Origin of the sequence: Hoylesella enoeca JCM 12259, from assembly GCF_000613405.1 — a bacterium.
Lineage (GTDB): Bacteria > Bacteroidota > Bacteroidia > Bacteroidales > Bacteroidaceae > Prevotella > Prevotella enoeca.
Map to the genome: position 1 here is coordinate 1 of NZ_BAIX01000033.1, position 26,366 is coordinate 26,366.

Consider the following 26,366-nt stretch of genomic DNA (forward strand, 5'->3'; position numbering starts at 1 on the left):
GCCCTTTTGCCAACTGGGCAAAGGGAAAATAAGCATGATTATTTATTCTAAAACATAGAGAATATGAACAGAAAACAATTAGAGAGTAAGGCTTACAGCAAGCCCAATGTGGCAGTCTGCTTATTGCAGACAGAGCAATTATTAACATTCGCCAGTGGGCAGCATCAAGATGCCGAGAATGGCGGAAGCTACGGTAATGCCAAACAAGGATGGTTTGATGAGGAAGAGGAAGAATTCACCCCCTCTTCCGAAGAAAAGTGGAACGAATAAACTAACAAGGAGAAAAGCAAATGAAGACAATGAAGCTATTTGCAGCGTTTGCCCTGACTGGATTATGGCTGACGGCCTGCACAAACGAAGATTTAAACAAGGATAACAACACGACGAATGAAGCCGTGACTACTTTTGTTAGCGGCGACGAATTCGCCACACGCACCTCAATGGAACATTCCATCGGTGGCAAAGGGAAATTCTTTTGGGCAACGGGCGACAACATTTGGATCAACACGGGTGCCACGTCTATCGGTAGCACTTCGAGCAGCATCAAGAATAAGACCGCTCATGCCCGGTTCTATTTCTCGACTGCACTTTCTGGCGCAAGCTACCCCGTCACTTACACGGGCAAGGCCAGCACCAAGGGCGACGAGGTGACCATCGCCACCACGCAAACGCAGAGCGCACCCAACAATGCAGACCATCTCGGCGTGTCGGGCGACTGCGGAACAGCCACTGCCCACCGCGACGCCGCCACCGGCATCTATAACTTTAAGCTCGAGCACAAGGCTGCTTACTTGTGCTTCCAGCCTCGCTCAACCGATCCGTATGTAAACCGAAGCAAACTGATAAAGATTGAAGTTACATCTGATAAGCCTCTTGCCGGCACCTACGGCTTCAGCGCCTCGGGCCTGTCGGCAACACCCATCAGCGGCGCCTCGAAAACGATTGTGCTCAACACCAACCAGTTTGCCCTCGACAACACTACGGCCGATCTCGACAAGAACGGCAGTTACATGGTGCTTGCTCCGGGCCTGCATCACCTCACCGTCTGTTATTGGCTGCGCAACACCACAGACCATCCCAAAATTTCTATGGGAGGTACTCCATCCGGTCCAGCAGACCCCATTGAAGGCTTTATTCCCCAGCAAATCACGATCAACGTAGAGGCCGGCAAGATCTACGACATTACGGCCGACCTCAAGATACCGGAATACGAAGGGCACTATGGAAATCCCATGTACACAGGTGATATCACAGTCAACCCGAACGTGAACGAGGTTGTTTGGCTTGCTAGCACTGGCGATCCGTACTGGAACAGCAAGATGCTTTGGGTAAATCACACTTTGCAACAGCTTTTCCAAGGTGGCATGTGGTTTAAGAAGCTAAGCGTAATCGCCACCGAGCAAGGCAAATCGGAATCGTATTTAAAAACCGTCGCTCCGGATGGTAATGACTACCGCACAACAGAAGTTCCTTCTTCTTGGAAGAAAACCGCCAGTGAAGGTATTCCACAGAAGTTAAGCGATTGTTTCTTTTTACCTGCAGCAGGGATAATCGCTGGTGGTGCTGTACAATATGGATATCAAATGTATGCCTATTATTGGACAAGCTCAAAGTACCCATCATGGCCATCCTCCAAATCGTGGTATCTTATGACTTTTTGGGAAAAAGACATAACTATGAATGGTGCTACTGGTTTCGATTGGTCCATTTTCAGATGGACACCACTGTAAATTCAACTGCGGACGTGTGGAGCTAAATTTTCTCACGTAAGAAAATTTGGCTGCGCACGTGCGGAGATAAAATTCCATACGTGAGAAAATTTATTTCCATACGTATGAAAATTTTGCTCGAGACGTGCGCAGCCAAAACTCCAGACGTACGATTTTTAATCCACTGATAAACAAAGATTTAAGAAAGGACGTAAAAATGAAAATTTACCTTCAAGAGCGGGCTAACCCGCAAGACAGAACCAAGAAGAAGCTCTATGGCACGGTGTTTAATCTCGGGCCGAAAACGTTGCACGAGATTTCGACCGACATCGCGGGGCGTTCGTCGCTCACGCGGGGCGATATTGAGAACGTGCTCTCCAATTTCGTGGACCGCGTTCCGAGCTATTTGCTTGACGGTTTCAGCGTGCAGATGGGCGAATTTGGTACGATTCGCATCTCGATTTCGAGCAAAGGCGCAGCCAAGGCCAAGGAGTTTAACACCGACACGATTAAGATTCGCGTGATCTTCACGCCCGGCGTCGCGTTTAAGAAAAGACTCAAAGACGTGGCGTTTGAGATGGTGAAGAAAGGATGATTGAAAGGGGGGAAAGGCGAAAAGATGGAAGGGCATATACGTAGCTCTTCCATCTTTTTTTGTGGTGGGATGGTAAGTTTTTGTAGTGGGGAGGTTAGTCGATCTTCAATACTTTTCGATGTCCAAATAGTAGTTATATGGAATATTTTGTGTAATTTTGTCACCCGATGAATACGACTGAACTACAAAAAATCAAGCAACGATATAATATTGTGGGCAACTGCGATGGGCTGAATCATGCGCTCGATGTGGCCTTACAGGTGGCTCCGACCGATCTTTCTGTATTGATCGTCGGCGAGAGCGGCGTGGGCAAGGAGATCATTCCGCGCGTGATCCACGACAATTCGCCGCGAAGAAGAGAGCGATATTTCGCGATCAACTGCGGTTCGATTCCCGAGGGAACGATCGACAGCGAACTCTTCGGCCATGAGAAAGGTTCGTTTACGGGTGCTATCGGCGAGAGCGAGGGTTATTTCGGCACGGCCAACAAGGGCACGATCTTTTTAGACGAGGTTGGCGAATTGCCCCTTGCGACGCAGGCTCGGCTGTTGCGCGTGCTCGAGACGGGCGAATATATCCGCGTGGGAGGTCAAAAGATCATGAAGACTGATGTGCGGATCGTGGCTGCAACGAATGTCAACATGCGTAAGGCGATCAGCGAAAGCCGCTTTCGCGAGGATCTTTATTATCGTCTCAACACGATTCCTATTCAGATTCCGCCTTTGCGCGACCGCGGCGGCGACATCATTCTGCTCTTCCGTTTATTCGCGATGCAGATGGCAGAGAAATATAGATTGCCCAAGATTACGCTGACCGAGGACGCCAAAGAGTTGATGCTGCACTACAAATGGCCCGGTAATGTGCGCCAATTGAAGAACATCACCGAACAGATGTCTATTCTCAGCACCCATCGCGAGATAGATGCGGAGCAGTTGCAGCAGTTTATTCCGCAGGATCCGGAGAGCACACAGCTCGCCACGATCAACCAACCCGGTGCGCATTCGTATGAAAGCGAGCGCGAGATTCTCTACAAGATCTTATATGAGTTGCGCGGCAACGTGAGTGATCTGCGCCGCGATATGAATGGGTTGCGCAAACAGTTGGATGAAGCCCAAAGTCTGAACGGTGCAACAGGATTCGGCAATCGAATTACGACGGTGGGCGGATCGGACACCCGACAGCGTGCAACCGGTTTCCCTGTGTTGCGTTCGGCTGTTCCGATGGGTGCCGAAGAGGCCGAAGCAGAAGAAATAAACGAATCGGAGACTCTCAATCTGAGCGATCTGGGAAGACAACTGGTGGAGAAAGCGTTGGAACGAAACGGCGGCAACCGAAAGAAAGCTGCATTGGAACTGGGCATCTCTGATCGCACACTATACCGGAGGATCAAACAATATGGACTCGAAAGCAACAAATAAATTCATTCTCTTGGTGCTGGCTCTGATCGTGTCGGCCTGCTCGGTCAAATTCAGATTAGACGGGGCAAGCATTGATTACACCAAGACGAAAACCATTCAGATTGTCGACTTTCCGATCCGGAGCAGTTATGTTTGGGGGCCGATGGGGCCGATGTTCAACAACCAATTGAAAGATGTTTTTGCCAATCACACCCGCCTGATACAAGTCAAACGCAACGGAGACTTGAAGATCGAGGTGAGATCACCCAGTATTCGCAACGCAATAAGGCAGTTTCGAGTGAAGGTTATTCGGCGCAGACAGAGCTTTCGATTACTGTCAACGTGCGGTTTACCAATAATGCGAATCACAAGGAAGACTTCGAGCGTCAGTTCACGGCCACATCTTCGTATGAGACAACACGCAGTTTGAATTCTGTGCAGGAACAACTCGTGACCGAGATGGTGAAAGATCTGACTGATCAAATATACAATGCAACCGTAGCCAACTGGTAAACAATGGATCTGACGCAGCTCATCAATCACCCGGAACACATGGATAAGGAGACGCTTTACGACCTTCGGAGTCTGTTGGCGCAATATCCGTATTATCAGACGGCTCGTTTGTTGATGCTACAAAATTTGTATTTGCTTCATGATCCGTCGTTCGACGAAGAGTTGCGACGCGCAGCCATCTATGTCACCGATCGTCGAGACATCTTCAATTTGGTGGAAGCCGCTCACTACAAATTGCGTCCCGAGGGGAAAGTAGAAGCAAAACCACAACCGAGCCGTGAGCCAGAAGAAAGTCGGACATTATCGCTCATCGATGATTTCCTCAATACGATACCGGCCGAGACAGATGAGTCGCAAAGTCGAAAGCGGAAGCCTACGCCAGCGGATGCTGCTGTGGACTATGTGGCTTACTTGCTCGAAGGTGAAGCAGAAACCGAGAACGAGACCAAGGACGATGCTGCTCCGCTGATGAAAGGACAAAGCCTAATCGATAATTTCATCAATAACGATACGGGAAAGATTCAATTAAAGGAAGAACCGGAATTCATTCCGCAACTTGAAGATGAGTCGGCAAAAAATGAATCCGATGCCGGCGACGAAGGATATTTCACCGAGACACTGGCCCGAATTTACATAAAACAAGGGCGATATACCAAGGCTCTCGAAATAATTAAGCGCCTAAATTTGAATTATCCAAAAAAAAATGCTTACTTTGCAGACCAAATTCGCTTCTTAGAGAAATTGATAATAAATAACAATAAACAATAATTAAAAAATGGCTTACACATTCTTTGTAATTCTTATCGTACTGTTGTCCGTGCTGATGGTGTTCATCGTGCTGATACAGGAGTCAAAAGGAGGAGGACTCTCATCTGAATTTTCCTCGGCAAACGCTATCATGGGCGTTCGCAAAACCACCGACGGAGTAGAGAAGCTCACATGGGGTTTAGCTGCTGCCATGGTTGTCATCAGTGTGGTTTGCGCTTATGTAGCACCTATGGCATCCACAGATCAGAGCGTTTTAGAGCAGTCTGCCACTGAAACACAGACCACTAACCCAACCAACACGCAAGGTTTCGGTGCTTCTCAGCAGTCCTCTCCCGCCGCAGGTACACAAAAAGGTGCCAATGCTCCGGCAGGAAATACCAAGCAGACAGCCCCGACAGCTCCGAAGACTCCGGCCAACTGATCGAAGGAATTACACACAGAGACAGAGAGACAGACCTGAAGTCTGTCTCTCTTTTTTCGTTTGATTCGTAACGAAGAATACAAAACTCCCCAACCGCTCATTCACAAAGCAGAAAAGACACGATCAAAACGATAAAATGTGAAAATTCCATTTAGAAACGCAACGTTTTGGTTTAGGCGTAGCCTTACACATCCATGAAAGACACTGCGGGGGCGCAAAAGCCCCCCGGGAGCGTCCGACAGCAATACGCTGCTCTTCCCATACAGGAGATCCTTGAAGACCATCACCACCACAATGGCTGTGAATTCGCAGCACATCTCAAAATATCGAGGAGATTGAACATGAAAGGCAAAGACAGGGTCGTGATATATTTCGCAGATTCATACGCTTCGTGGCAGAAAAAGGAGCTGTCGAAAACGCAAACCAAACTCAACAGAAAAAACAAGCATTCTTGGTTAGAAAGAAAACAGCAAAAGCCAAGTAGCTCGCTCGTTTCCAAATCGTTACCAGTTTAGACACATCAATAAGGTAACTTCTTTATTTTCAATAATTTGTATTTTGACAATTATCTTGGGTTTCAATTGGAACCCAATAGGCCCATTTTTCTTGATTTATCGGGGATGTTTTGTCGCCTATCTCCCAGCTTAATCATGTAATGCACCGATGATTTCGTGCACCGATGCACAGCCGTGAGCATCGAGCCACGCATTGATTCCGTCTCTAACTTTAATCGTTACAGTGGGATCCAGGAAATTGGCCGTACCGATCTGCACAGCCGTTGCACCCGCCATGAGAAATTCAATGGCGTCTTTCGCCGTGCAGATACCGCCCAATCCCACCACGGGAATCTTCACTGCACAGGCCGTTTGCCACACCATTCGCAGTGCAACAGGTTTTACACACGGTCCACTCAATCCTCCCGTTCCGATGCTAAGCATAGGTTTGCGACGCTCAATATCTATCGCCATGCCCATCAATGTGTTGATCAGCGACACCGAATCAGCTCCTTCGGCCTCGCAAGCACGCGCAATTTCAGCAATATTCGTCACATTTGGAGACAGCTTTACGATGAGTGTTTTCTTGTAACTACGGCGCACTGCCTTGACAACTTGGATTGCCCCGTCACACGTCACACCGAAAGCCATCCCGCCCTGGCGCACATTCGGGCACGAGATATTGAGCTCAATAGCGGGTATCCGATCCAATTCGTCGATACGAGCAGCACATTCTGCATAATCGTCGGGCGATGAACCGCTCACGTTGACTATCATATTCGTGTCGAGATCCTTAATCTGTGGATAGATATTCGAGCAAAAATAATCCACACCTTTATTTTGAAGTCCCACACAATTGAGCATTCCTGAGGGCGTCTCCGCCATTCGCGGATAATCGTTTCCTTCGCGAGCGAGGAGCGTAGTACCTTTTACTATGATGCCTCCAAGACCGTCCAGAGGAACGAAATCGGCATATTCGAGACCGTAACCAAAAGTTCCCGAGGCTGTCATCACAGGATTTTTAAGGTGCATCGCACCGATTTTTACGTTCAGATCTGCCATAATAATCTATTGATATTGAATACAGGACCTCTTTGCAAACACATACATTGCCTTCGACCGACTTCTCCACACAACATAGACAGGCGCCGATGCCGCACGCCATCATATTCTCCAACGACACCTCGCACGGCGTTTCACTCTGTCGAGCATAATGAGCCACTGCCTGCATCATCGGTTTCGGGCCGCACGTGGCTATGAAATCAAAGCGCTCTCGGCGCAAAATCGAATGATCAGTAACAAATCCTCGTTCGCCAAAACTTCCGTCTTCGGTGGTTACAAACACGCGACCGACAGCTTCAAAGTCGGCTTTTTCCAAAACATCCGAAGCCGAACGAGCTCCTAAAAGGAATGTAGCACACCTCCCATAGCCTGAAACCGGCTGCCCAAATACAACAGAGGAGCTACGCCCACACCTCCTCCAACAAGCAAAAAACGCATTGCCGGAGATTTAGGAAGCGTAAATCCGTTGCCCAAAGGCAACACACAATTGAGCTGATCACCGGCTTTCAGTCGAGCCAATCGGCGTGTTCCGTCGCCGATTATAGCTACAAGCAGCCACAATTCGTTGGCTTTTCGATCTAAAAAATGAATGGAAATGGGACGGCGAAGGAACGTTGTCGGCGAGTCATCAATACGCACTTCGACAAACTGTCCAGGTAAAATGTCGGGCAAAGGACGGCTGTCCGTAAGACGTATCAGCACATACTTCTCACTGAGTCGATCCACTTGACTGACCGTCAGATCAAGACAAAACTTCTTCATAGCCGCTTCTGCAATAATGAGATTGCAAAGATACGAAAGAAAGTGCAGATCAATGCGAATCTAACTCATTATTCCTCGCATCGGATCTGCACATTATCAATAATATATTTTACAGATAGTTAAAAACAGACTACTTATCAGGTGAGAAAGTTTCCCATGTTTGGTCGTCATAAAAGACACGTATTTCGGTAATTTTCCGTTGTTGTTTGTCAATATATTTCATATTTATTCTACTTCTATCCAGAATAGAATGAGCACCTTCTTGTGCCTTATTCGTATCCAAATTCGAAGGTAATGGGGTAGGCGAATCATCTTCGAAAATCAACATCTGACTTGAATCTGTCGGATCAATTGACGTTGGAAGTTGAGTAGAATCACGCTGACTATTCTTATACATAGTTCCAGTTCCGAAGAGCAACCAATCTGTTGAGATGCCCGGAATTTTATTTTTGATAGCTTCAACAATGTTGATCGTGGGACGAGTTCGTCCATTAAAGATGCTGCTCAATGATGCCGGAGACATTCCGATGAATTGAGCGAAAGTCTGTTGAGTCATATGTTGACTCTCCATAATTTGTCTGATGCGATCCTTCATTTCCTACTTCGTTAGTCGATTTTAGCTCTCATAGAAAGCATTTTCTTTGGTTTTACAAAGTTAAATAGATTTTTTGAGATAAACAACAAATCCACATTAAATTTCAATTCACACAATATTAATATTTAAATTCAAATATTTAAATCAATGAAGCGACGCTATCTCCTATTTGAATATACAAATACAAACGTGAATTTAGATCTTAAAAACAAAGTAAATAGACTCTTGATTGAATCTACCTAATCTTTTGATTTATATCGAATTATTATTCTTTGAGAAGTCACTAACAAACCATTTATGCATGAATCCACATGATAAAGGCGAAGAACAGCTATATTCACTTAAACAAATCGCAATTAACAAACTGATTATCAATGCTTTTTTATCTTTTAATTGCATTGTATAGATATGTGTTTAGTATTTAAAATCGAAATTTTCAACTATCGATTTAAGAATTAAAACACATAAAACAGAAAAGACTAATCAATAATTTATATTACAAATGTATATATTTGAACATTTACATATCAATAAATTAAGGAGGAATTACACATATATAAACCTAAAAGAAACATAAAACTGAATTTCAAGGAACTATAAATACTCATTTTTCTCATTATTAAAGTTTTTTCGATCAACAGTCAATCCGGTTTCAAATACGCGAATTATGGAGGAGGAAAAACGACTTAAAGTATTGTGATTCTTGATAATTAGTTCAAAAAAAGCACTCCCTCGAAGTACTTGAAATAGCTAAAAAGAAGACGAAAAACGGTAAAATGGGATGCGAAAGACGGTTAGACAGAAGACGAAAAACAGTAAAACGGCGTGCAAATTACGCTAAATTGTCAATGCAAAATAAAGAAAACAAGTTCTTTCATCAATTCACCGAGCGATGTGTTGGGATTATCAAGTCCTTTACTCTTAGCATCCACCTCCCTGATCTTGCCTATTATCTGCATCGTTTTCATCCCACTGTAATTCCGCATCCCCGTCATATAATCCTTAACAGACCAAACCGATCGCAGATCCAAGTATTGAGCGACCGCTCGTTCATCATTTCTGTTGGGTGCATAATAGGCAATCATCAAATTTTGAAAGTAATTGAAGAGTAGCGGAAGGAATGAAAACAGTGATCCGGATTTAGGATTCTTGTCAAGATATTTCATAATTTGATTTGCCTTGAATATGTTTCGGTTTACAATCGCATCACGAAATTCAAAAGCGTTAAAATCTTTGCTCACACCGATCTGTTGTTCAACAATTTCCGGGGTCACCCGTTTGTCTTTTTGGGGGAGCGAAATCATCACCTTGTCCAACTCCGAAGTGAGACGCGACAAATCTGCACCGATATGATCGGCGATCATCACCGCCGACTTGTTATCAATCGTTGCGCCCTGTATTTTCAGATATCCCGTGATGAAACCAGGCAATTCATAATCTCGTTTTTTCTTACTTTCAAACACCACTCCGACTGTTTCGGCTTTGGGGATGAGTTTTTTCCGCCGATCAATCGTACCATTTTTGTAACACAACACCAATACAGTCGACTTCACAGGAGCATCTAAATATTTCTCGATCGCTTCAAATCCACGCATCGCTTGTGCTTCCTTAACGATAACCACGCGATGTTCGGCCATCATAGGATAGCCTTTGGCCAGGTCAACAACCTGCACAGCCGTGGTGTCTGCACCAAAAACGATGCTCTGATTGAAGTCACGCTCTTCGGGTTGAAGCACATTTTCGGCGATAAAATCAGCGATTTTATCGATATAATAAGCCTCGTCGCCCATCAAAATATAGATTTGAGCAAAATGGTGCGCCTTCAAATCGCGCATAATCTGGTCGAAACCGACCGCTGTTTTCTTATCTGCCATATAACAAATTAGGTGTAAAAACGAGGAGAAAACCAGCTCGCTCGTCCTTATTACGCTGCTTTTTCGTAATTTTGCATACGCATTTGCAAATATAACAAAATGATTCGATTAAATCTCCCCACATTTCAAATAAATCTTGCCGGCACTCGCCAACATCCCACAATATTCGATATTCTGCGCCGAAAACATGTGCACTCACGCCCGAAGAATGGGTCCGGCAACATTTCATCCATTTTTTGATTGAGCAAAAGGGCTATCCCAACACGCTGCTTGCCAATGAAGTGCAACTCAAGATTGGTGACAAGAGCATGCGGGCAGACAGTGTTCTTTACGACACCGACCTGCATCCGAGGATGATCATTGAGTATAAAGCTCCATCGGTTCAACTCACCCAACAAGTGTTCGACCAGATTTCGGTCTACAACATGTTGCTGCACGTGGATTATCTCATCGTGAGCAACGGGTTGCAACACTATTGTTGCCGCATGGACTACGAGCATAACACCTACACTTTTATCCACAACATCCCTGCTTATAACGAGATTTGATCTCCCCGAACAAACACTTGCGAGAATCGTGTAGAATCGACCGACTCGACCATCAGCCCGAAATATGCAAATCTCACAGCAGAAAATACGTTGCAATTAACCGTTAAATGTGCGCCAATTAACCGCCAATCACGTATTCATTAACGGTTAATTGCAACGTGACTAACCGTTAGTTGCAACACTACTCAGGTTCCATCAATCATCCTCGAACGACATTGTTCAAATGATCAAGACTCAAAACGAAAAACCAAATAGATCGAGAAATTACCTCATCTCGACTAATTAAAAACACAAAAATCCGTAAACTTATAATCCGAAAATCGGTCTATTCCATTTAAAAAGATTAAATTTGCAATCAGATAAAATTCTAATTACCCAATCAACAATCCAATCAGATGAAATTAACAGCCACCCTATTACTATCGGTTACACTGTTTTCAGTTCTCCCGAGCCATGCAACAGGCCAGTATAAACAACGGCTTTTCGAGACCAAAAAGACCGACACGATCCCCTATCGCATCCCTGCTATCGCTACATGCAGCAATGGCGATCTCATCGCTGTGAGCGATTACCGTTATTGCGGAGCCGATATCGGCTTCGGTCCGGTGGATTTGCATTATCGCATCAGCCATGATAACGGCCGCACTTGGGGTCCGGAAAAACTGTTGGCAGACGGCAACGGCACAGCAAAAAACAACACTTGGAACTATGCTTTTGGCGATTGTGCCATCGTGGCAGACCGCAACAGCAACGAAGTTCTCGTCGTTTGCGTAGCCGGAAAAAGGCCTTACAGCCGCAGCACACGCAAGAATCCCTGCCGTGCAGCATGCTTCCGGAGTCACGACAACGGCCAGACATGGGACAAAGGAATGGAAATCACCGAACAGATTTACAGTCTTTTCGATAGTCGAAAAGCCGGACCCATCCGCAGTTTATTCGTAGGTTCGGGCAAGATTCACCAAAGTCGCTATGTCAAAACTGGCAAATACTATCGCTTTATGCTGCACTCTGTACGCTTTCAGGCAACTTTGTCATTTTCAGCGACGACTTCGGCAACACGTGGAAAGTGTTGGGTAGCATCGACGAATCGTGTTGTCCCGATGGCGATGAACCTAAATGCGAAGAGCTCCCTGATGGAAGTGTCGTATTAAGTTCACGTTCCGAGGGGCGAATGTTTAATATTTACACTTTCACCGATATCAAATCAGGGGCTGGCCAATGGGGAAAACGTGCCAAAGCAGCAGCTTTCAAAAGTATCAAAAACGCCTGCAACGGCGAGATTCTGATTCTCAAAGCCCGAAACACAACCACAGATCGTCGCACATTTGTGGCTATTCAATCGGTTCCTTTCGGGCCACAACGCACCCATGTAGGCTTTTTCTACCGTGAATTAGGTGCCGGTCATCTCACACCCGAAGCCTTTGCAGCCGATTGGAACAAAGGTTTACAGGTGAGTAACGATGTTTCTGGTTACTCCACTATGACCCCACAGCACGACGGGCGCATCGGTTTTCTTTGGGAAGAAGGCCCCACCAATTATAATATCGACTATATCTCACTGAGTCTCAGCGATATTACAAACGGCAGATTCACCATCGATCGCTCCATGAAAAAGGTGTGGAAACAGAGTCGGAAATAATAATTCACACCACTAAAAAAGGCACTCACCTGCATTAGTAACAGCAAGTGGGTGCCTTTTTTATATCATATTGTCCGAGGAAATCAATCTTCGCTTTCCTCTTTTTTCGCCTTGCGAACTGCGCGTTTACGCTTCGGCTTCTCCTCAGTAACAACCGTATCGACCTTAACTCCAGCCAACTCTGGATCTACAAGAATGCGACCACAATACTCGCAAACAATGATCTTCTTGTGCATCTTAATATCCAGTTGTCTCTGTGGCGGTATTTTATTGAAACAACCACCGCAAGCATCACGCTGAACATAAACGATTCCCAAGCCATTACGCACGTTTTTGCGAATGCGTTTGAAGCTATTCAACAAGCGAGGTTCTATTTTTGTCTCAAGCACTTTGGCTTTATCCTTCAGCTTCTCTTCCTCTTCACGCGTCTCTTGCATGATTTCATTGAGTTCATTCCGCTTCTGTTCGAGATCGTCTGCACGTGCGGCGATCTGTTCCTGAACGTTAGCCAGGTCTCGCTCACGCTCGGCAATCTTGACGACAGCGTCTTTAATCTTCTTGTTACAGAGTTCGATCTCCAACGATTGAAACTCGATCTCTTTGCTGAGAGTGTCATATTCACGGTTGTTTTTGACTTCGTCCAACTGTGATTTATACCTGTCCACACTCGCTTGAGCCTGATTGATTTCGGCTTTTTTCTGTGAAACGGCCGTCTGAAACTCCTTAATCTCATTTCCGATTTTATCGACACGCGTGGTGAGTCCGGCTATTTCGTCTTCCAAGTCTTGCACCTCGAGGGGCAATTCACCTCTCAACGCCTTCTTTTCATCGATAGAAGACAATGTTGTTTGCAACTGATAAAGCGTTTTGAGCTTCTCTTCGACAGACAAATCTGTCGGGTCTTTCTTTGCCATAATGATATTATAAATAGATGATCGGATTGGTGTTGGTCTTGGTGAGATAACATGTCACCGCGTTGCCACACGTCTCCTCAATGATTGATTTGAATATTTCGTTGGTAAACTGTTCGCTTTGGAAATGGCCGATAACAGCGATCTGCACTTGCTGTTCATGTCCGAAGTATTCATGATAATGCATTTCGCCGGTCACGAAAGCATCCGCTCCGGCTGCAACAGCATCTTCGAGCAAAAACGAACCGGCACCTCCGCACAGACCAACACGCTGTATCGGTCGACGAAGCAACTGATTGCACATCACGCATTCCACATCAAACACGCGCTTAAGCATCACAATCAAATCGTCGGCAGCTATCGGTTCGGGCAACGTTCCAATTACGCCACTACCACATTCAACGCCGTCCACAATTCTCGGAGTTAAGAAACCGACATCCTGCAAACCCATTTTTTCGGCGATTTTAAAGTTCACACCGCCTCCTGCATTGTCCAAATTGGTGTGCATCGAGACAATTGTTACATTGTTTTGGATCGCTTTAATCACCGTGCGTTGCACATAGTCGGCGTCCGTAATCTGCCTCAACCGATGGAAAATCAGTGGATGGTGAGACACCACCAGGTTACATCCCAATGCCACTGCCTCATCGATCACTTGTTCGTTGACGTCCAAACACAATAAAGCCCCTGATACTTCCGCCTCCGTCAATCCAATTTGCAGGCCGGCATTATCATAGTCTTCCTGCAAAGGCAGAGGCGCGAATCGTTCAAGGGCATCAATAATCTCCTTTATTTTCACGCTTTATCAGCCTTTTATTATCATGCCGTGCATTTCGCACAGCATATTCTATCGCAATCAAACGATATTTGGATACAAATATAATCATTTCTTTTCAGAATGAGATATAAGTCGGTCTGTATTTAAATTAAATTAAGTTTTAAATCTCGCGAATATCTACCCGAAAAACAAGTGATCGTCACTGCATTTCTCATTTACCGTTAAACGCATTGCAACCAACGGTTCATCAGCATGCAATTCAGCTTTAGTCAGCGTGTGATTAACGCTCGGTTGTCCTCTCCCCTCGCCTCTTCCGATCCACAAAGGGAAGACAAGGCGCCGACAAGATACAAAAAAACGGACTCGAATCACAATAGATTCCAGTCCGGCTTTTTGATTCTTACACGGCCGATTAAACCGGAAGGGTCACGCGGCCGACATTATACATCTTCAAAACATTCACACAATACTTATTCAATTTCTTGCTTTCTACAATCTTTCTAACCATTTTTCTCATAATCTTTCTACCTTTCTTTTTCTTTTTTTGTTATCCTGTTGTTATCCTTCAAACACTCTCTTATTGTCAGATTTGGAGCTTGTTCGCTAAAACTTTTGCAAAGATAATGCCCCAAACTGTGTGCGGCAACAGTTTAAAGAAAGAAAGATGATTATTCGATAGTCTTTTTGACGTAAATCAAACTGCTTGATTCACGTCAACGTTTTGACTCACATGGCGCAGCCGCTCGTAGTCATCAAAAGTGTATCTACGTGCCACCCACAACGTAATGAGTACAGAAACCATTGACGTACAGAGCATTACGATCAGCATAGTAACCTGAAAGACAACAGCGGTCAACACATCGGCACCGCCCAAAAGCATACTCCACAACATCACAGGCGACATTCCTGTCACTGCAACCGACATATTGGCAATATTTCCGAGCACGCTTTTCTCCAAAGCCCTCTTCACGAAATAGCGCACGGCTTCATTGTGCGTGGCTCCGTTTCCAAGCAGAAACGCATAGAGTTGGGCGTGATGTTGCAAACCCGAATAATAGGTGGAGAGCGCCCGCCCGTTGTTTTCCACCATATTACCGATGATCAATCCCACCACAGGAACCAGATAACGAGCATCGAAAGGCATGTCCTTTCCCAAAACGAAAACCACATCATAAACACCGGCCAACAACGAAGTGACAGCCACACCGGCACTAACGGGAATGAAAAAACGCATCATCCGCAAGCGCGCTTTACGAATAATGCCCGCCGAACTCACCATAACCATGAGGAGAATCCACACAAGATTAACTGCCACACGATTCCATTCGAAAAGGTATTGCAAGAAAATCCCTGTCAGAATCATCATCGTGAATAGTCGGATCAGCACCCAAGCGGTTTTCCGGAAACGTTCAAACGATAGCGGAAAATAATATAGAAAGGTGTGGCCAACACCAAAAGGCCTAATAGGATTTGCAGAATCAGCATCATCTCTGTATCTTATGTTTCAAGCGTTATTTGTTTATCATACACTCCCCTACCCGTTTCGCGACTTCCGGTAACGAGTACTGCGGACCCCTGTCGGGCCATTTCGCGTAGCAACACATCCTCGGTTGCATGCTGCGATTCGTCAACCAAAACCAGCGGCCGACGCAAAACGCACGCTAACGACAGCATGAGCATGCGCCGCATCGGCTCATCCACGCGATCGAAAGGCATATCATAATAGGACCGGTCGATATTCACCGTGCTCCAGAAAGCCCATAAAGTATCCTTGGAAAGACCGCTCTTGCGGTTTACATCAAGACGAACCACACGATCAAAAAGCGCTGCAAACGTGGGTTCCGACAGTTGGAGATCCTGCGGAACATAAGCCATCAGCCTGCGAAAAGTGGCTGCCGAATAAGTTGTTAAAAGTTCGCCTTCCATCGTAATATAGCCGTCGGTAACAGGCATAAGCCCCATCACGGCCTCGATCAGTGACGATTTGCCACTGTCTTTACTGCCGCGCACATAGAGCATTTCACCCCGTCGAACAATCAACGACAGTCGGGTGAACAGCGTCTGACCGCCTCTTGCCATGCAAACGTCTTTAAATTCCAGCATCAGGGAAGTTGAAAATATTCCTTGCAAAAATACGAATTAAATTCTAAAATCACTGTTCCTGCACGAAATTATGCCTGGAAAAGCGTAACTTTGCACACAAAATGAGCAATCCGACAATGATTTCCCAACACACAGATTATGTGCTTCCGGCCGAATGGGATGTGCAATCGGGCGTGCAAATGACATGGCCGCACGCTGCAACTGACTGGCTTCCGTATCTCGAAGACATTACGCACACCTGCGTGGAAATGGCTCGCGCCATCGTCAGACATGAATCATTGCTGATCGTGGTGCCTGATCCGGAACCCGTGAGAGCCCTCCTTTACGATGAAATCGACGCTCAATGGCACAGCCGTTTGCGTTTTTTCGCTTGTCCCACGAATGATACTTGGGCACGAGATCATGCTGTTCTCACGCTTGTTTCGCCCGATGGACGTGTGCTTCCACTCAACTTCAAGTTCAACGGATGGGGAGAGAAATTTCCTTCAGCCCTTGACAATCGGATCAATGGTCGTTTGGCAGCCGCTGGGATATTCTCCGTCGCACCCGAAGATCATACAGATTTCGTACTCGAAGGCGGTTCTATCGAAAGCGACGGACACGGAACCATTTTCACAACAAGCCAATGTCTGCTTGCAAGTAACCGTAATTTGCCTTGCGAAAAGGCATCAATTGCAGCGCAATTAACGGTGAGTCTGCGTGCAAATAACATCATTTGGCTTGACCACGGAAAATTGATTGGCGATGATACCGATGGACATATCGACACCATTGTGCGTACGGCGCCCAACGACACCTTATTATATATAGGATGCGACGACGCCGATGACGAACAATTCGATGATTTCCGCGCCTTGGAACAACAGCTCCGATCTCTGCGAAAATCCGACGGAAAGCCTTACAGACTGTTACGATTACCGATGCCCAATGCAATTTTTGACGGATCGGAACGACTTCCCGCCACCTACGCTAACTTCTTGATCATCAACGGTGCAGTGCTTTGCCCCACATATCGGCAGCCTCGTAAGGATGCAGAAGCTATGGAAACGATCGCCCAGGCCTATCCGGACAGAGAAATCATCGGTATTGATTCGTGCACGATCATCCGTCAACACGGTTCCATTCATTGCATGACCATGCAGTTTCCAGCAGGTTTACTTCGCTAAAATCACCAGAAAATGAGGAATAAAAAATTACAAATCGGCCTTTTACAACAGCACAACACGGCTGATATTCAAGACAATATGCAGCGGCTCGAAGCCGGCATCAAGACGCTCGCAACGCAAGGCGCCGAACTGATTGTGTTGCAGGAACTACACAATTCACTATATTTCTGCCAAACGGAAGATGTCGACAATTTTGATTTAGCAGAACCAATTCCTGGTCCTTCGACAACATTTTTCGGTCGATTAGCATGCAAATATCATGTGGTCATCATTACTTCGCTGTTCGAGCGACGCGCACCGGGACTCTATCACAACACAGCTGTGGTGATCGAACACGATGGAACAGTGGCGGGAAAATATCGAAAGATGCATATTCCAGATGATCCCGCGTATTATGAAAAGTTTTATTTCACGCCTGGCGACATGGGTTTTCAGCCTATCGAGACGTCGGTGGGAAAATTAGGTGTGCTCGTTTGCTGGGATCAATGGTATCCGGAAGCGGCCCGTTTGATGGCTTTGCAGGGTGCCGAAATGCTAATTTATCCCACGGCAATCGGTTATGCAAGCAATGATTCGACCGAAGAACAACAGCGACAACGCGAAGCATGGACTACGATTCAACGCGGACACGCTGTCGCTAATGGTCTTCCCGTGATTTCAGTCAATCGTGTTGGTTTTGAGAAAGACCCTTCCGGGCAAACCAATGGCATTCAATTCTGGGGCAGCAGTTTCGTTTGCGGTCCGCAAGGCGAGTTTCTTTTCCGTGCCGGAGAACATGAAGAGGTTTGTCAAACCGTCGCCATTGATCTTGCCCATAGTGAACAGGTGCGTCGTTGGTGGCCGTTTCTGCGCGATCGCCGAATCGATTATTACGACACTATTACACAGCGATTCATGGATTGAATATTTGTCATTTGATTTTCATCCGACGCGATTTTCGGCCCAATCGTTTGCCGAAATCAGCGTCAATATACACGAGTGCCACAGAAATCAATGACAAGATGCCGAACAAAAAGACGATCAAGAAAAACGAATGATAGCCTACTTGTTCTTGCAAAGCACCTGAAAACAGTCCTGAAATCATCATTGAAACGGCCATAAAAGCAATGCACATCATGTAATAAAAGGTTCGAAAGCCCGTGTGACAGACGTAACCGATATAGAAAAGATAGGCAGCGATACCGAAACCGAAGCCCATTTGCTCTACCAATACACACAAACAAATGATCAACAAACCAGCTGGTTGCATGCTACTCAAATAAAGATACAACGCATGAGGCAGCGTTGCGGCCAGCGTTATCGGCCAAATCCACCGTCGAAGTCCATCTTTCGAGATGATACTTACGCCCGAAATAAATCCAATTAATAGGCCTACCACCCCCACAGAACCTTGCACCAATCCGTATTCTTGCGGTGAAAGGCCGAGTCCTCCTTTGTGAATGGCATCTATTAAAAACAATGACGACACTTTGGAAAGCATTCCCTCGGGCATGATAAAGAATAAAAGAAAGAGTGCACTCGGCACGATTTGTGGCTGATCTAAGAAATCCCGTACCAAGATCATAGTCTCGTTCCACACGCTTCGCATATCGAAACGAGATCGGTAACGACTTGTTTCACCGCGCGGCAACAGCAATCCGTTCCACAACCACAACAAAATGAAAATGCCTGTTACGGCATAACTCACTAAACTCCACGAATAACTAATGCTCCCGCGTTGAATAACCTGCACGTTACCAGCTATCATCACCAAAATGCCTTGGCCGAAAATCATTCCGAGATAACAGGCAATCGACTGCACTTTACGAAACCATCGCCGCCTCTCGTGCACCAATTCGGATTCGTAGACATCACGAGCGACACTGCTATGAACAGCCAATGCAAAAGCCGCCAACCAAAAAGCAACCAGCGTTCCTTGCAACCAAGCCGACGTGGGAATGGCTAATGCTACTCCACCGAACGATGCTCCAATCAGCAATTCGGCTGTAAGAAGCCACCAACGGCGTGTTTGAAACAAATCGAGAAACGGTCTCCAAAGTGGTCGGAGCACCCAAGGCAGATAGAGCCAACTCGTATAAAACGTGATCTCAGCATTGTTCAAACCGAGTTGTTTATACAAAATCAGCGACAGCATGGTGATGCCTACAAACGCCAAACCCTCTGGGAAGAAAAGCGAAGGAACCCAAGTCCAAGGATTATTATGCCTCATTATACATATAAGGTGTTGATCGTTGCACCACGATAATAATGCAACAATATCTTATCATACGTGTAACCAAGAGTTCCCATCACAGCTGCGCCGATCTGACAAAGCCCCACGCCATGTCCCCATCCAGCTCCATGAATATCGAATCGTTGCGGGATTCCTGTCTCAAAATGACTTTTCTCCACAGTAAAAGCACTACTGTAAAGATGTGTCTCGCTCAAAGTGCGACGGATTTCCAGTTCTTTTCCGATGACAAGCGAGTGTTCCGTACCCACAATTTTCAATCGTGTGATACGACCGCTCTTGCCCCGTTCCAGCGGAATTAAGTCTACAATATATCCGAAATCGATGCCTGTCTTTTTCTGAATAAGCGTCATCAATTCCTCTTGCGTATAACCGACATGCCAACGATAAAAGTCGGCCGTCTCCTGATCATAGTCATTGAGCACTTGCGACAGCACTCTTTTGTCTTGCGTATTGCAAAAAGCAGCAGGCTCGGAACGTATCCAACGCATGGCATTTTCTTCATTCATGAGATCAGGAACATCTTTTTCAGCCGCGTCACGCACAGCAATCAAATAAGGTTTTGGCGTATCTTCCCAGCAGAATTGGAATTCTTCGCTCACGCCTCCACAACATTTGCAGAACCGCGCATCACAAATTTCGCCGCCACTCATCAACACTTGACACGAGTAGCCCTCACAGCCTCAGCCACTTGCTTATTTGTGGCCTTTGTGACACCTTGATAACGCTGGCAATGATCATCGGCACAGACGTCGAAAAGCCTGTGATCTTCGCGGTCATACCATCTGATCCACTCGTCATCGCGTCTTACCCATGAGGAATGATGAACCGTCTCGTTATGCGCCGCGCGACGTTTCATCATCTGTGCAAGCAACCAACTGCGTGAGATCACGGCATGGGCTTTGAGCAATTCCAATGAAGATGTGGCGCTCATTTCGCTCGAAATGACACTCTCCAAATATTTTTCAACGGGCAATTCATTGATAGCCAATACTTGATCGGTGTCAACTGTCAAACGAAGCGCACCCAAAAACGTTTGTTTTTCCTTTCGTTCCCAATGAAAGTGGGCACCGATCGTCACATCGTCGAGCGTAAACGAATCATCATTGAATTGCGGTTGGAAAACAAGTTTGCGATAACGACTGCCGTTCCACACGATTTCGTCTTCCGAGTAACGCACCGTCTGCACACCATTCACCTTTTCTCCATTCACTGAATATGGCTTATTGAACGAGAAGTGCAATTCTTCACCGCTCACGACACCCACCGTCACCGAAGGCTCATGCACAAAGGGCGTTGCAAAAGACCGTAAATTGCCTTGCAAATAACGGTCTTTCAGGCGACAACTAACCGTTAGTTGCTCTGCAAAAGACATGCTAACGTCGGCATATATCTGATGAACGGCTTCCGGCGTAATGCGCAGGAAATCTTCTTCACGCGGTAAAATAAGGAGTCCGGCCATATCAACCGCCCCAGGACTCACCAACAATTGCGCGTCGCCCACAGCATCATAACAAGCAGGACGATGACTCCGACGCGGAAAAACAACCGAAATAAAGTCATCGCCGATACGCCAACTCACAATATTCATCATCGGTTCGATATCGTCTTTGTGCTTGGGCAACACGGCATAAAGCATTCGGAACATCGCCACATCGTTTTCTTCGCTGCGACTACGGATGCAAAATGCCGGACAAACAAAATCCCGGATAGCCGCTATATACTCGTTATCATTCAGCGAAACGAGAATTTCGGCACGAGTATTCAGCGTTGCCAATCTATCTGCAAAGGCAGAATGCCACTCGTCCCAGCCTGAAAATGCAGGTGATCAGGTGCCGATGCACCACATTTCGGGTCATTATAAAAAACCATAATATCGCTGAATTCAGTCAAAATACGATGTATTTTGCCATAGTTTCCATCAATCTGCTGCGGTTGGTGATGCCGTGCAGGAATAGTGAAATGCATCGGTAGAATGGGGAAAGGATTGATGAGCAATTCAAATTGATTGTCAATCGTTTTGACGATTTGTGCTTCCGGTCGATTCTCTGCACACAAAAAACAGGGTCGGTTGGCTATTGCGCGCTTATCGACAGCTGCTCCCGTAGACACCATTCGAGCCGGATTCCACTGCACCTTGACCGTATTCGCACCGCATTTGATGTCGCGTACCTGCACGTTTGTCAGTTCCTGGAATCGCGTCCGCGCATCATCCCACACTTCCAATTGCCTATCAAAGAAAGTCTTCAATCTCATCTCATCTTTATTCTCGGGTATCATCGCACGTCAGTAAAGCTTTTTTTGGTGTTCGGCAAAGATATAAAATATTCATGATATATACAAAAGGCTTATGCGGATTTTGGTATTGCAGGCTCTGCATCCACCACTTTCCCTATGATTCTCTTGCCTTTTAGCATGTTTTTACGTAACTTTGCGCGATCAAACAGGGGATACATCGGATGAGCAATAACAAACAATCGCTGTTGGGAATGAAGCTCGACGAGCTGAAAACAGCGGTCAGCGAACTGGGAATGCCGGCTTTCACCGGCAGTCAAATTGCTCATTGGCTCTACGTGCAACACGTTCGCAATATCGAAGAGATGACCAATCTCTCGAAAACAAACCGTGCCCGACTGGCCGAACACTATCGAATCGGATGCGCTGATCCCATCGATGCACAGCACTCTAACGATGGAACGGTCAAATATTTGTTTCCAACGGAAAACGGGAAATATGTAGAGACGGTCTACATACCCGATAACGACCGTGCGACATTGTGTGTTTCGTGTCAAGTGGGTTGCAAAATGAACTGCCTTTTTTGCCAAACAGGCAAGCAAGGATTCGAAGGTAACCTCACCACGAGCGACATTCTGAATCAGATTTATGCGCTACCCGAACGCGAAAAGCTCACCAACATCGTCTTTATGGGACAAGGAGAGCCGATGGATAATCTTGAAAACGTGTTGCGGGCAACGACGATTCTCACCGCCAACTACGGTTATGCATGGAGTCCGAAACGCATCACGGTGAGCAGCGTGGGCGTCCGCGGCAAACTCAAACGGTTCTTAGACGAGAGTCATTGTCACGTGGCCATCAGTCTGCATTCGCCCATCGCCGAACAGAGAGCGATGTTGATGCCGGCTCAGAAAGCCATGCCGATCTCAGAAATCGTGGATTTGCTACGCGGATATGACTTCGCTCACCAACGCCGTTTGTCGTTCGAATATATCGTATTCGGCGGTGTCAACGATTCGCCGACACATGCCCAAGCCCTTGTCCGACTGTTGAAAGGCGTGGATTGTCGCATCAATCTCATTCGGTTTCATCCGATTCCGAACGTGGATCTACACGGAACGAGTGACGAAAAGATGGCTTCTTTCCGCGATTATCTCACAGCTCACGGTGTGTTTACAACCATCCGAGCCAGCCGCGGACAAGATATCTTTGCTGCATGTGGACTTTTGTCCACAGCGAAAAGCCGTTAGTGACATCGCAACCAACCGTTAATTGCACTGCAAGTAACTATTAAACGCAATGAGAAAAGCCGTTAGTTGGATCACACTCGCACTGCTCCTGTTTTCCTGCGGGGGCGAATCGCTGTTGCCGAAGAGCGGAGGACATCCTTATGAAGTGCTTTTGGTGGACGATCGCGACAGTTTGGTCTATCGCGCACTCGATGCCGATGCCGAGGGATTGCCGCAATCAGAACCGAGCTTCGACATATCAACTGTGGACCGAGCGCATTACAATCAAGTTGTGAAACAGGCGCGCAGCATCGTCATTGTGCATGTAGACAGTAAGCTGTTCGATCGCACCCGCATCCGCTATGAGCGCAACCTGTATGCCCGACCGCAATTGGTCGTCTACATAGGAACACCTTCCGGCGCGGCATTGAAGCGCGCGATGCCGATGCTGGCACCTCGACTGCGCAGTTTGCTGACACGTTTCGAGATAAACGTTGAGATTATCCGACTGAAACGAAAGCACAACATCGAGGCCGAAAAGACGATTCATAAAATGTTTGGCGCACGCATGTGGGTGCCCGCAGAGCTGACGGCGAGTAAACGAGGACGCGATTTTCTGTGGCTTTCGGACAACGCGCCGAGCGGCATGCGCAATCTCTGCATCTATCGACTGAGATCCACCGACGCCGAAAGATTCATCCGTCAGCGCGACAGCGTGATGCAACTCAACATCAAAGGCGAGACCGACTCGATGTTTATGAAGACCGTCGCAGGCAGTTGCTCGATCCATCCGCTTGCACCAAAAGCGGAAAACGGTTTTCTGGTTCGCGGCCTTTGGGAGATGAAAGGCGATGCTATGGGCGGACCGTTTGTGTGTCGTGTCGTTCGGAAAAATAGCTGGACGCTGGTTGCAGAAGCCTTTGTCTACGCCCCGGAAATGAAGAAAAGAAACAGAATACGCCAATTGGAAGCCTCGCTTCACACGTTGGCAACACAATAAACTCACTAAAACACCATTGAAATGGAAGACAGAAAGATTCGCGTTGCTATAACGCACGGCGATACCAATGGTATCGGATACGAACTGATTTTTAAGACTTTTGCCGAACCCGACATGCTGGAACTTTGCACACCCATCATATATGGGTCGCCCAAGACAGCTGCCTATCATCGCAAGGCGCTCAATATTCCGGCCAATTTCAGCATCATTGCCCGCGCCGAAGATGCTGTCGACGGACGCATTAATCTCTTGACCACTTACGAAGAAGAGGTGAAAGTGGATTTAGGAACGCCCACCGACGAGTCGGGCAACGCCGCCTTACTGGCGCTCGATCGTGCCATGACCGACTTCCGATCATCACTTTACGACGTGCTCGTCACTGCTCCTGTGGACAACAGTCATATTCAGGGATTCAGCGGACAGACGGATTTTATCGAAAGAAGTGTCGGCGAAGGTAAGAAACCGATGACGTTGCTGCTCGGCGAAGGCTTGCGAATCGGACTGGCTACAGATAATCTGCCGATCAAAAACGTGTCTGCCACCATCACGCCGGAGTTGATCAAAGAGCGTGTCACAACACTTTACAACACCATTCGCCGCGAATTTCGATTGTCTAATCCGCGGATTGCCGTGCTCGCACTCAATCCCGCCATCATAGGCAACGGCAAAGAAGAAACCGAAATCATCCAACCGGCCGTGAAAGAGTTGGCCGACAACGGGCTTAATGTCTTCGGACCATTCGATGCCGAACATCTTTTCGGTAGCGGAGAATATGCTGCCTTCGACGCCATTTTGGCTATGTATCACGACCAGGGACTCGTTCCTTTCACGACATTGACAGCCACCGACGGCGTGAAATACACAGCCGGACTGGATCTGATACGCACATCGCCCTGCCACGGAGCCGCTTTCGACATTGCCGGAAAAGGCATTGCCGACGAGCTTTCATTCCGTCACGCCATCTATACAGCCATTGACGCCTTCCGAAACCGTTGCCTGCACGATGAGCCAATGCACAATCCGCTCCAAAAACTCTATCATGAGAAACGCGAAGATGGTGACAAAGTGCGCTTCGCTGCCCCCAAGAAGCACGAGAATAGCGTGATCGAGAAATAACAATCGGCGCATGAACAGAAAATATCAGAACGCCTTCTTCATCTTCGGCCTCATCGTGTTGGTCGTCATGGTGACGCAACTCGATTTCGCAGCCGTGTGGAACGGGTTGCGACATGCAGGCTATTGGTCGGTTGCCGTGATCCTGCTTTGGGCTTTCCTCTATCTGTTCAACACCTCGGCTTGGTATCTCATCATCAACGCCGGAGGTCCGGCAAGAGTCAACTTCTGGTGGCTTTACAAGATCACCGTGTCGGGATTTGCGCTCAATTATGCCACACCGGGCGGACTGATGGGCGGCGAACCTTATCGGATTATGGAACTTGCGCCCTCGATCGGAACAGAAAGAGCCTCGTCGTCGGTCATTCTTTATGCGATGACACACATTTTCAGCCACTTTTGGTTTTGGGCAATCTCGATCCTGCTGTTTATCCTCACGCAGCCGATCAACCTCGCCATGGGAACTCTATTGGCTGCAACAAGCGCATTTTGCATACTCGGGCTATGGTTCTTCATCGTGGGCTATCGCAAGGGATTGGCCTTTCGGGCCATGAATCTGCTGCGCCATCTCCCATTGATCAAGCGTTGGGCTAAACCCTTTGTAGACCGAAACCGGGAACGATTAGATACCATTGACAGACAAATTGCCGCTCTCCACAAACAGAATCGCAAGACATTTGTCTCGGCAGTGTTACTGGAACTCGCTTGCCGAATCTGTTCCGCACTCGAAGTTTTCTTTATCCTACTTGTGTTGATGCCCTCGGTCAACTACATTCAATGCATTTTGATCATCGCCTTTACCACGCTGTTTGCCAATCTGTTGTTCTTCATTCCGCTGCAATTGGGCGGTCGCGAGGGCGGTTTTTTACTGTCGACCACCGGTTTGGGAATCACCGCCAGTGCCGGCATATTCGTTGCCTGATCGTCCGCGTGCGTGAATTGGTGTGGACAGGCATCGGTCTTCTAATGATCAAAATGGAAAAGCGGCGAGAGAAAGAGTGAAAGGATTGGCCGCCTATCATGCGCTTCAAGGAACATAAATATGGGGGACTGGATCAAATTTTCTTGTGAAATGTTTGCGAGATTAAGAATCTTTAATTACCTTTGCCGGCGTTAATTGATAATTCTTCGCCCCCTAAGTTAGGGGGTTGGGGGTCTGAACAATTAAAGAGATGATTAAACAAACAAATATAACCAGCAGCGCATCGATGCAAAAGAACTCCG

Annotated in this window: 22 protein-coding genes and 6 pseudogenes; 17 read left to right on the plus strand and 11 right to left on the minus strand. The window is 46.9% G+C overall.

Translation table 11 applies throughout. From position 1 onward, the window contains the following. Nucleotides 1-63 precede the first annotated feature (63 nt). The 8 genes and pseudogenes from JCM12259_RS09240 to JCM12259_RS17860 all read left to right on the plus strand — a co-directional run. Entirely contained in the window at nt 64-270 is a 207-nt protein-coding gene (locus JCM12259_RS09240) for a hypothetical protein (protein ID WP_025066248.1), read from the plus strand. Between the two features lie 20 nt (nt 271-290). Further along, nucleotides 291-1,730 (plus strand): hypothetical protein, encoded by a 1,440-nt coding sequence (locus tag JCM12259_RS09245; protein ID WP_025066249.1) that lies wholly within the window; start codon nt 291-293, stop codon nt 1,728-1,730. A 196-nt stretch (nt 1,731-1,926) separates the two neighbouring features. After that, nucleotides 1,927-2,304 carry an HU family DNA-binding protein gene (locus JCM12259_RS14810; RefSeq protein WP_036888881.1) on the plus strand — a complete coding sequence of 126 codons (378 nt, stop codon included), beginning with the start codon at nt 1,927-1,929 and terminating at the stop codon, nt 2,302-2,304. A 167-nt stretch (nt 2,305-2,471) separates the two neighbouring features. Further along, entirely contained in the window at nt 2,472-3,722 is a 1,251-nt protein-coding gene (locus JCM12259_RS09255; protein WP_025066250.1) for a sigma-54 interaction domain-containing protein, read from the plus strand. Then, nucleotides 3,700-4,214, plus strand: a pseudogene (gene lptE / locus JCM12259_RS14815) (LPS assembly lipoprotein LptE). Before JCM12259_RS09255 ends, lptE begins: the two are co-directional and overlap by 23 nt. Before the next feature lie 3 nt (nt 4,215-4,217). After that, a complete protein-coding gene (locus tag JCM12259_RS09265) occupies nt 4,218-4,982 on the plus strand; it encodes a DUF8458 domain-containing protein (protein ID WP_025066251.1) in 765 nt (254 codons plus the stop codon). A 7-nt stretch (nt 4,983-4,989) separates the two neighbouring features. Then, nucleotides 4,990-5,403, plus strand: a complete 414-nt coding sequence (gene secG / locus JCM12259_RS09270) for a preprotein translocase subunit SecG (protein ID WP_025066252.1) — start codon at nt 4,990-4,992, stop codon at nt 5,401-5,403. Nucleotides 5,404-5,610: 207 nt separating this feature from the next. Further along, a pseudogene (locus JCM12259_RS17860) lies at nt 5,611-5,830 on the plus strand (IS30 family transposase); the annotation flags it as partial. Nucleotides 5,831-6,047: 217 nt separating this feature from the next. Here JCM12259_RS17860 and JCM12259_RS09280 read toward each other — a convergent pair. From JCM12259_RS09280 to holA, 4 genes and pseudogenes are all read right to left on the minus strand, one after another. Next, nucleotides 6,048-6,959 carry a dihydroorotate dehydrogenase gene (locus tag JCM12259_RS09280; protein ID WP_025066254.1) on the minus strand — a complete coding sequence of 304 codons (912 nt, stop codon included), beginning with the start codon at nt 6,957-6,959 and terminating at the stop codon, nt 6,048-6,050. Then, a pseudogene (locus JCM12259_RS14820) lies at nt 6,947-7,721 on the minus strand (dihydroorotate dehydrogenase electron transfer subunit). Before JCM12259_RS14820 ends, JCM12259_RS09280 begins: the two are co-directional and overlap by 13 nt. A gap of 130 nt (nt 7,722-7,851) precedes the next feature. Continuing rightward, the gene (locus JCM12259_RS09290; protein ID WP_025066255.1) at nt 7,852-8,316 is read right to left on the minus strand and encodes a helix-turn-helix domain-containing protein; all 465 of its coding nucleotides are present in this window, start codon (nt 8,314-8,316) and stop codon (nt 7,852-7,854) included. An 845-nt stretch (nt 8,317-9,161) separates the two neighbouring features. Continuing rightward, entirely contained in the window at nt 9,162-10,190 is a 1,029-nt protein-coding gene (gene holA / locus JCM12259_RS09295) for a DNA polymerase III subunit delta (protein WP_025066256.1), read from the minus strand. Between the two features lie 99 nt (nt 10,191-10,289). Between holA and JCM12259_RS14825 the strand changes: the two are divergent. The 3 genes and pseudogenes from JCM12259_RS14825 to JCM12259_RS16565 all read left to right on the plus strand — a co-directional run bounded on the left by JCM12259_RS14825 (nt 10,290) and on the right by JCM12259_RS16565 (nt 12,377). Further along, a pseudogene (locus tag JCM12259_RS14825) lies at nt 10,290-10,738 on the plus strand (type I restriction enzyme HsdR N-terminal domain-containing protein). Between the two features lie 395 nt (nt 10,739-11,133). Continuing rightward, nucleotides 11,134-11,889, plus strand: a complete 756-nt coding sequence (locus JCM12259_RS16560; protein WP_051559296.1) for a sialidase family protein — start codon at nt 11,134-11,136, stop codon at nt 11,887-11,889. A gap of 20 nt (nt 11,890-11,909) precedes the next feature. Continuing rightward, nucleotides 11,910-12,377 (plus strand): sialidase family protein, encoded by a 468-nt coding sequence (locus JCM12259_RS16565; RefSeq protein WP_051559298.1) that lies wholly within the window; start codon nt 11,910-11,912, stop codon nt 12,375-12,377. Nucleotides 12,378-12,460: 83 nt separating this feature from the next. On the opposite strand, the gene JCM12259_RS09310 is transcribed toward JCM12259_RS16565, so the two are convergent. The 4 genes from JCM12259_RS09310 to JCM12259_RS14840 all read right to left on the minus strand — a co-directional run bounded on the left by JCM12259_RS09310 (nt 12,461) and on the right by JCM12259_RS14840 (nt 16,145). Then, complete coding sequence (locus tag JCM12259_RS09310) at nt 12,461-13,291, minus strand: zinc ribbon domain-containing protein (RefSeq protein ID WP_025066257.1); 831 nt, start codon at nt 13,289-13,291, stop codon at nt 12,461-12,463. A 7-nt stretch (nt 13,292-13,298) separates the two neighbouring features. Then, entirely contained in the window at nt 13,299-14,087 is a 789-nt protein-coding gene (locus JCM12259_RS09315; RefSeq protein ID WP_025066258.1) for a Nif3-like dinuclear metal center hexameric protein, read from the minus strand. 673 nt (nt 14,088-14,760) lie between these two features. Continuing rightward, entirely contained in the window at nt 14,761-15,567 is an 807-nt protein-coding gene (locus tag JCM12259_RS14835) for an ABC transporter permease (RefSeq protein WP_081784187.1), read from the minus strand. After that, the gene (locus JCM12259_RS14840; RefSeq protein ID WP_159105382.1) at nt 15,564-16,145 is read right to left on the minus strand and encodes an ATP-binding cassette domain-containing protein; all 582 of its coding nucleotides are present in this window, start codon (nt 16,143-16,145) and stop codon (nt 15,564-15,566) included. The genes JCM12259_RS14835 and JCM12259_RS14840 overlap by 4 nt, the downstream gene beginning before the upstream one ends. A 140-nt stretch (nt 16,146-16,285) precedes the next feature. Here JCM12259_RS14840 and JCM12259_RS09330 point away from each other — a divergent pair, with 140 nt between their 5' ends. After that, entirely contained in the window at nt 16,286-17,335 is a 1,050-nt protein-coding gene (locus JCM12259_RS09330; protein ID WP_025066260.1) for an agmatine deiminase family protein, read from the plus strand. 12 nt (nt 17,336-17,347) lie between these two features. Continuing rightward, complete coding sequence (locus JCM12259_RS09335; RefSeq protein ID WP_025066261.1) at nt 17,348-18,238, plus strand: carbon-nitrogen hydrolase; 891 nt, start codon at nt 17,348-17,350, stop codon at nt 18,236-18,238. Nucleotides 18,239-18,245: 7 nt separating this feature from the next. Here the strand turns inward: JCM12259_RS09335 and JCM12259_RS09340 are convergent, their stop codons facing one another. From JCM12259_RS09340 to JCM12259_RS17870, 3 genes and pseudogenes are all read right to left on the minus strand, one after another. Continuing rightward, nucleotides 18,246-19,544, minus strand: a complete 1,299-nt coding sequence (locus JCM12259_RS09340; RefSeq protein WP_025066262.1) for an MFS transporter — start codon at nt 19,542-19,544, stop codon at nt 18,246-18,248. Continuing rightward, nucleotides 19,544-20,853: pseudogene (locus JCM12259_RS17865) on the minus strand (SpoIID/LytB domain-containing protein). The gene JCM12259_RS09340 and the pseudogene JCM12259_RS17865 overlap by 1 nt, the downstream one beginning before the upstream one ends. A 476-nt stretch (nt 20,854-21,329) precedes the next feature. Then, nucleotides 21,330-21,845, minus strand: coding sequence for a DUF4922 domain-containing protein (locus tag JCM12259_RS17870; RefSeq protein WP_081784188.1), 516 nt, complete (start codon nt 21,843-21,845; stop codon nt 21,330-21,332). A 179-nt stretch (nt 21,846-22,024) separates the two neighbouring features. Here JCM12259_RS17870 and rlmN point away from each other — a divergent pair, with 179 nt between their 5' ends. The 4 genes and pseudogenes from rlmN to JCM12259_RS14855 all read left to right on the plus strand — a co-directional run bounded on the left by rlmN (nt 22,025) and on the right by JCM12259_RS14855 (nt 26,144). Continuing rightward, entirely contained in the window at nt 22,025-23,050 is a 1,026-nt protein-coding gene (gene rlmN, locus JCM12259_RS09360) for a dual-specificity RNA methyltransferase RlmN (RefSeq protein WP_025066263.1), read from the plus strand. 49 nt (nt 23,051-23,099) lie between these two features. Further along, on the plus strand, nt 23,100-24,029 hold the full coding sequence (locus JCM12259_RS09365; protein ID WP_025066264.1) for a DUF4837 family protein: 930 nt from the start codon (nt 23,100-23,102) through the stop codon (nt 24,027-24,029). A 21-nt stretch (nt 24,030-24,050) separates the two neighbouring features. Then, entirely contained in the window at nt 24,051-25,145 is a 1,095-nt protein-coding gene (locus JCM12259_RS09370) for a PdxA family dehydrogenase (protein WP_025066265.1), read from the plus strand. 10 nt (nt 25,146-25,155) lie between these two features. Next, nucleotides 25,156-26,144, plus strand: a pseudogene (locus tag JCM12259_RS14855) (lysylphosphatidylglycerol synthase transmembrane domain-containing protein). Nucleotides 26,145-26,366: the final 222 nt, after the last annotated feature.

Coding starts and splice junctions, on each gene's coding strand:
- JCM12259_RS09240 (WP_025066248.1), top strand. CDS start 64: ATGAACAGAAAACAATTAGAGAGTAAGGCTTACAGCAAGCCCAATGTG.
- JCM12259_RS09245 (WP_025066249.1), top strand. CDS start 291: ATGAAGACAATGAAGCTATTTGCAGCGTTTGCCCTGACTGGATTATGG.
- JCM12259_RS14810 (WP_036888881.1), top strand. CDS start 1,927: ATGAAAATTTACCTTCAAGAGCGGGCTAACCCGCAAGACAGAACCAAG.
- JCM12259_RS09255 (WP_025066250.1), top strand. CDS start 2,472: ATGAATACGACTGAACTACAAAAAATCAAGCAACGATATAATATTGTG.
- JCM12259_RS09265 (WP_025066251.1), top strand. CDS start 4,218: ATGGATCTGACGCAGCTCATCAATCACCCGGAACACATGGATAAGGAG.
- secG (WP_025066252.1), top strand. CDS start 4,990: ATGGCTTACACATTCTTTGTAATTCTTATCGTACTGTTGTCCGTGCTG.
- JCM12259_RS09280 (WP_025066254.1), bottom strand. CDS start 6,959: ATGGCAGATCTGAACGTAAAAATCGGTGCGATGCACCTTAAAAATCCT.
- JCM12259_RS09290 (WP_025066255.1), bottom strand. CDS start 8,316: ATGAAGGATCGCATCAGACAAATTATGGAGAGTCAACATATGACTCAA.
- holA (WP_025066256.1), bottom strand. CDS start 10,190: ATGGCAGATAAGAAAACAGCGGTCGGTTTCGACCAGATTATGCGCGAT.
- JCM12259_RS16560 (WP_051559296.1), top strand. CDS start 11,134: ATGAAATTAACAGCCACCCTATTACTATCGGTTACACTGTTTTCAGTT.
- JCM12259_RS16565 (WP_051559298.1), top strand. CDS start 11,910: ATGTTTAATATTTACACTTTCACCGATATCAAATCAGGGGCTGGCCAA.
- JCM12259_RS09310 (WP_025066257.1), bottom strand. CDS start 13,291: ATGGCAAAGAAAGACCCGACAGATTTGTCTGTCGAAGAGAAGCTCAAA.
- JCM12259_RS14840 (WP_159105382.1), bottom strand. CDS start 16,145: ATGGCAAGAGGCGGTCAGACGCTGTTCACCCGACTGTCGTTGATTGTT.
- JCM12259_RS09330 (WP_025066260.1), top strand. CDS start 16,286: ATGATTTCCCAACACACAGATTATGTGCTTCCGGCCGAATGGGATGTG.
- JCM12259_RS09335 (WP_025066261.1), top strand. CDS start 17,348: ATGAGGAATAAAAAATTACAAATCGGCCTTTTACAACAGCACAACACG.
- JCM12259_RS09340 (WP_025066262.1), bottom strand. CDS start 19,544: ATGAGGCATAATAATCCTTGGACTTGGGTTCCTTCGCTTTTCTTCCCA.
- JCM12259_RS17870 (WP_081784188.1), bottom strand. CDS start 21,845: ATGATACCCGAGAATAAAGATGAGATGAGATTGAAGACTTTCTTTGAT.
- rlmN (WP_025066263.1), top strand. CDS start 22,025: ATGAGCAATAACAAACAATCGCTGTTGGGAATGAAGCTCGACGAGCTG.
- JCM12259_RS09365 (WP_025066264.1), top strand. CDS start 23,100: ATGAGAAAAGCCGTTAGTTGGATCACACTCGCACTGCTCCTGTTTTCC.
- JCM12259_RS09370 (WP_025066265.1), top strand. CDS start 24,051: ATGGAAGACAGAAAGATTCGCGTTGCTATAACGCACGGCGATACCAAT.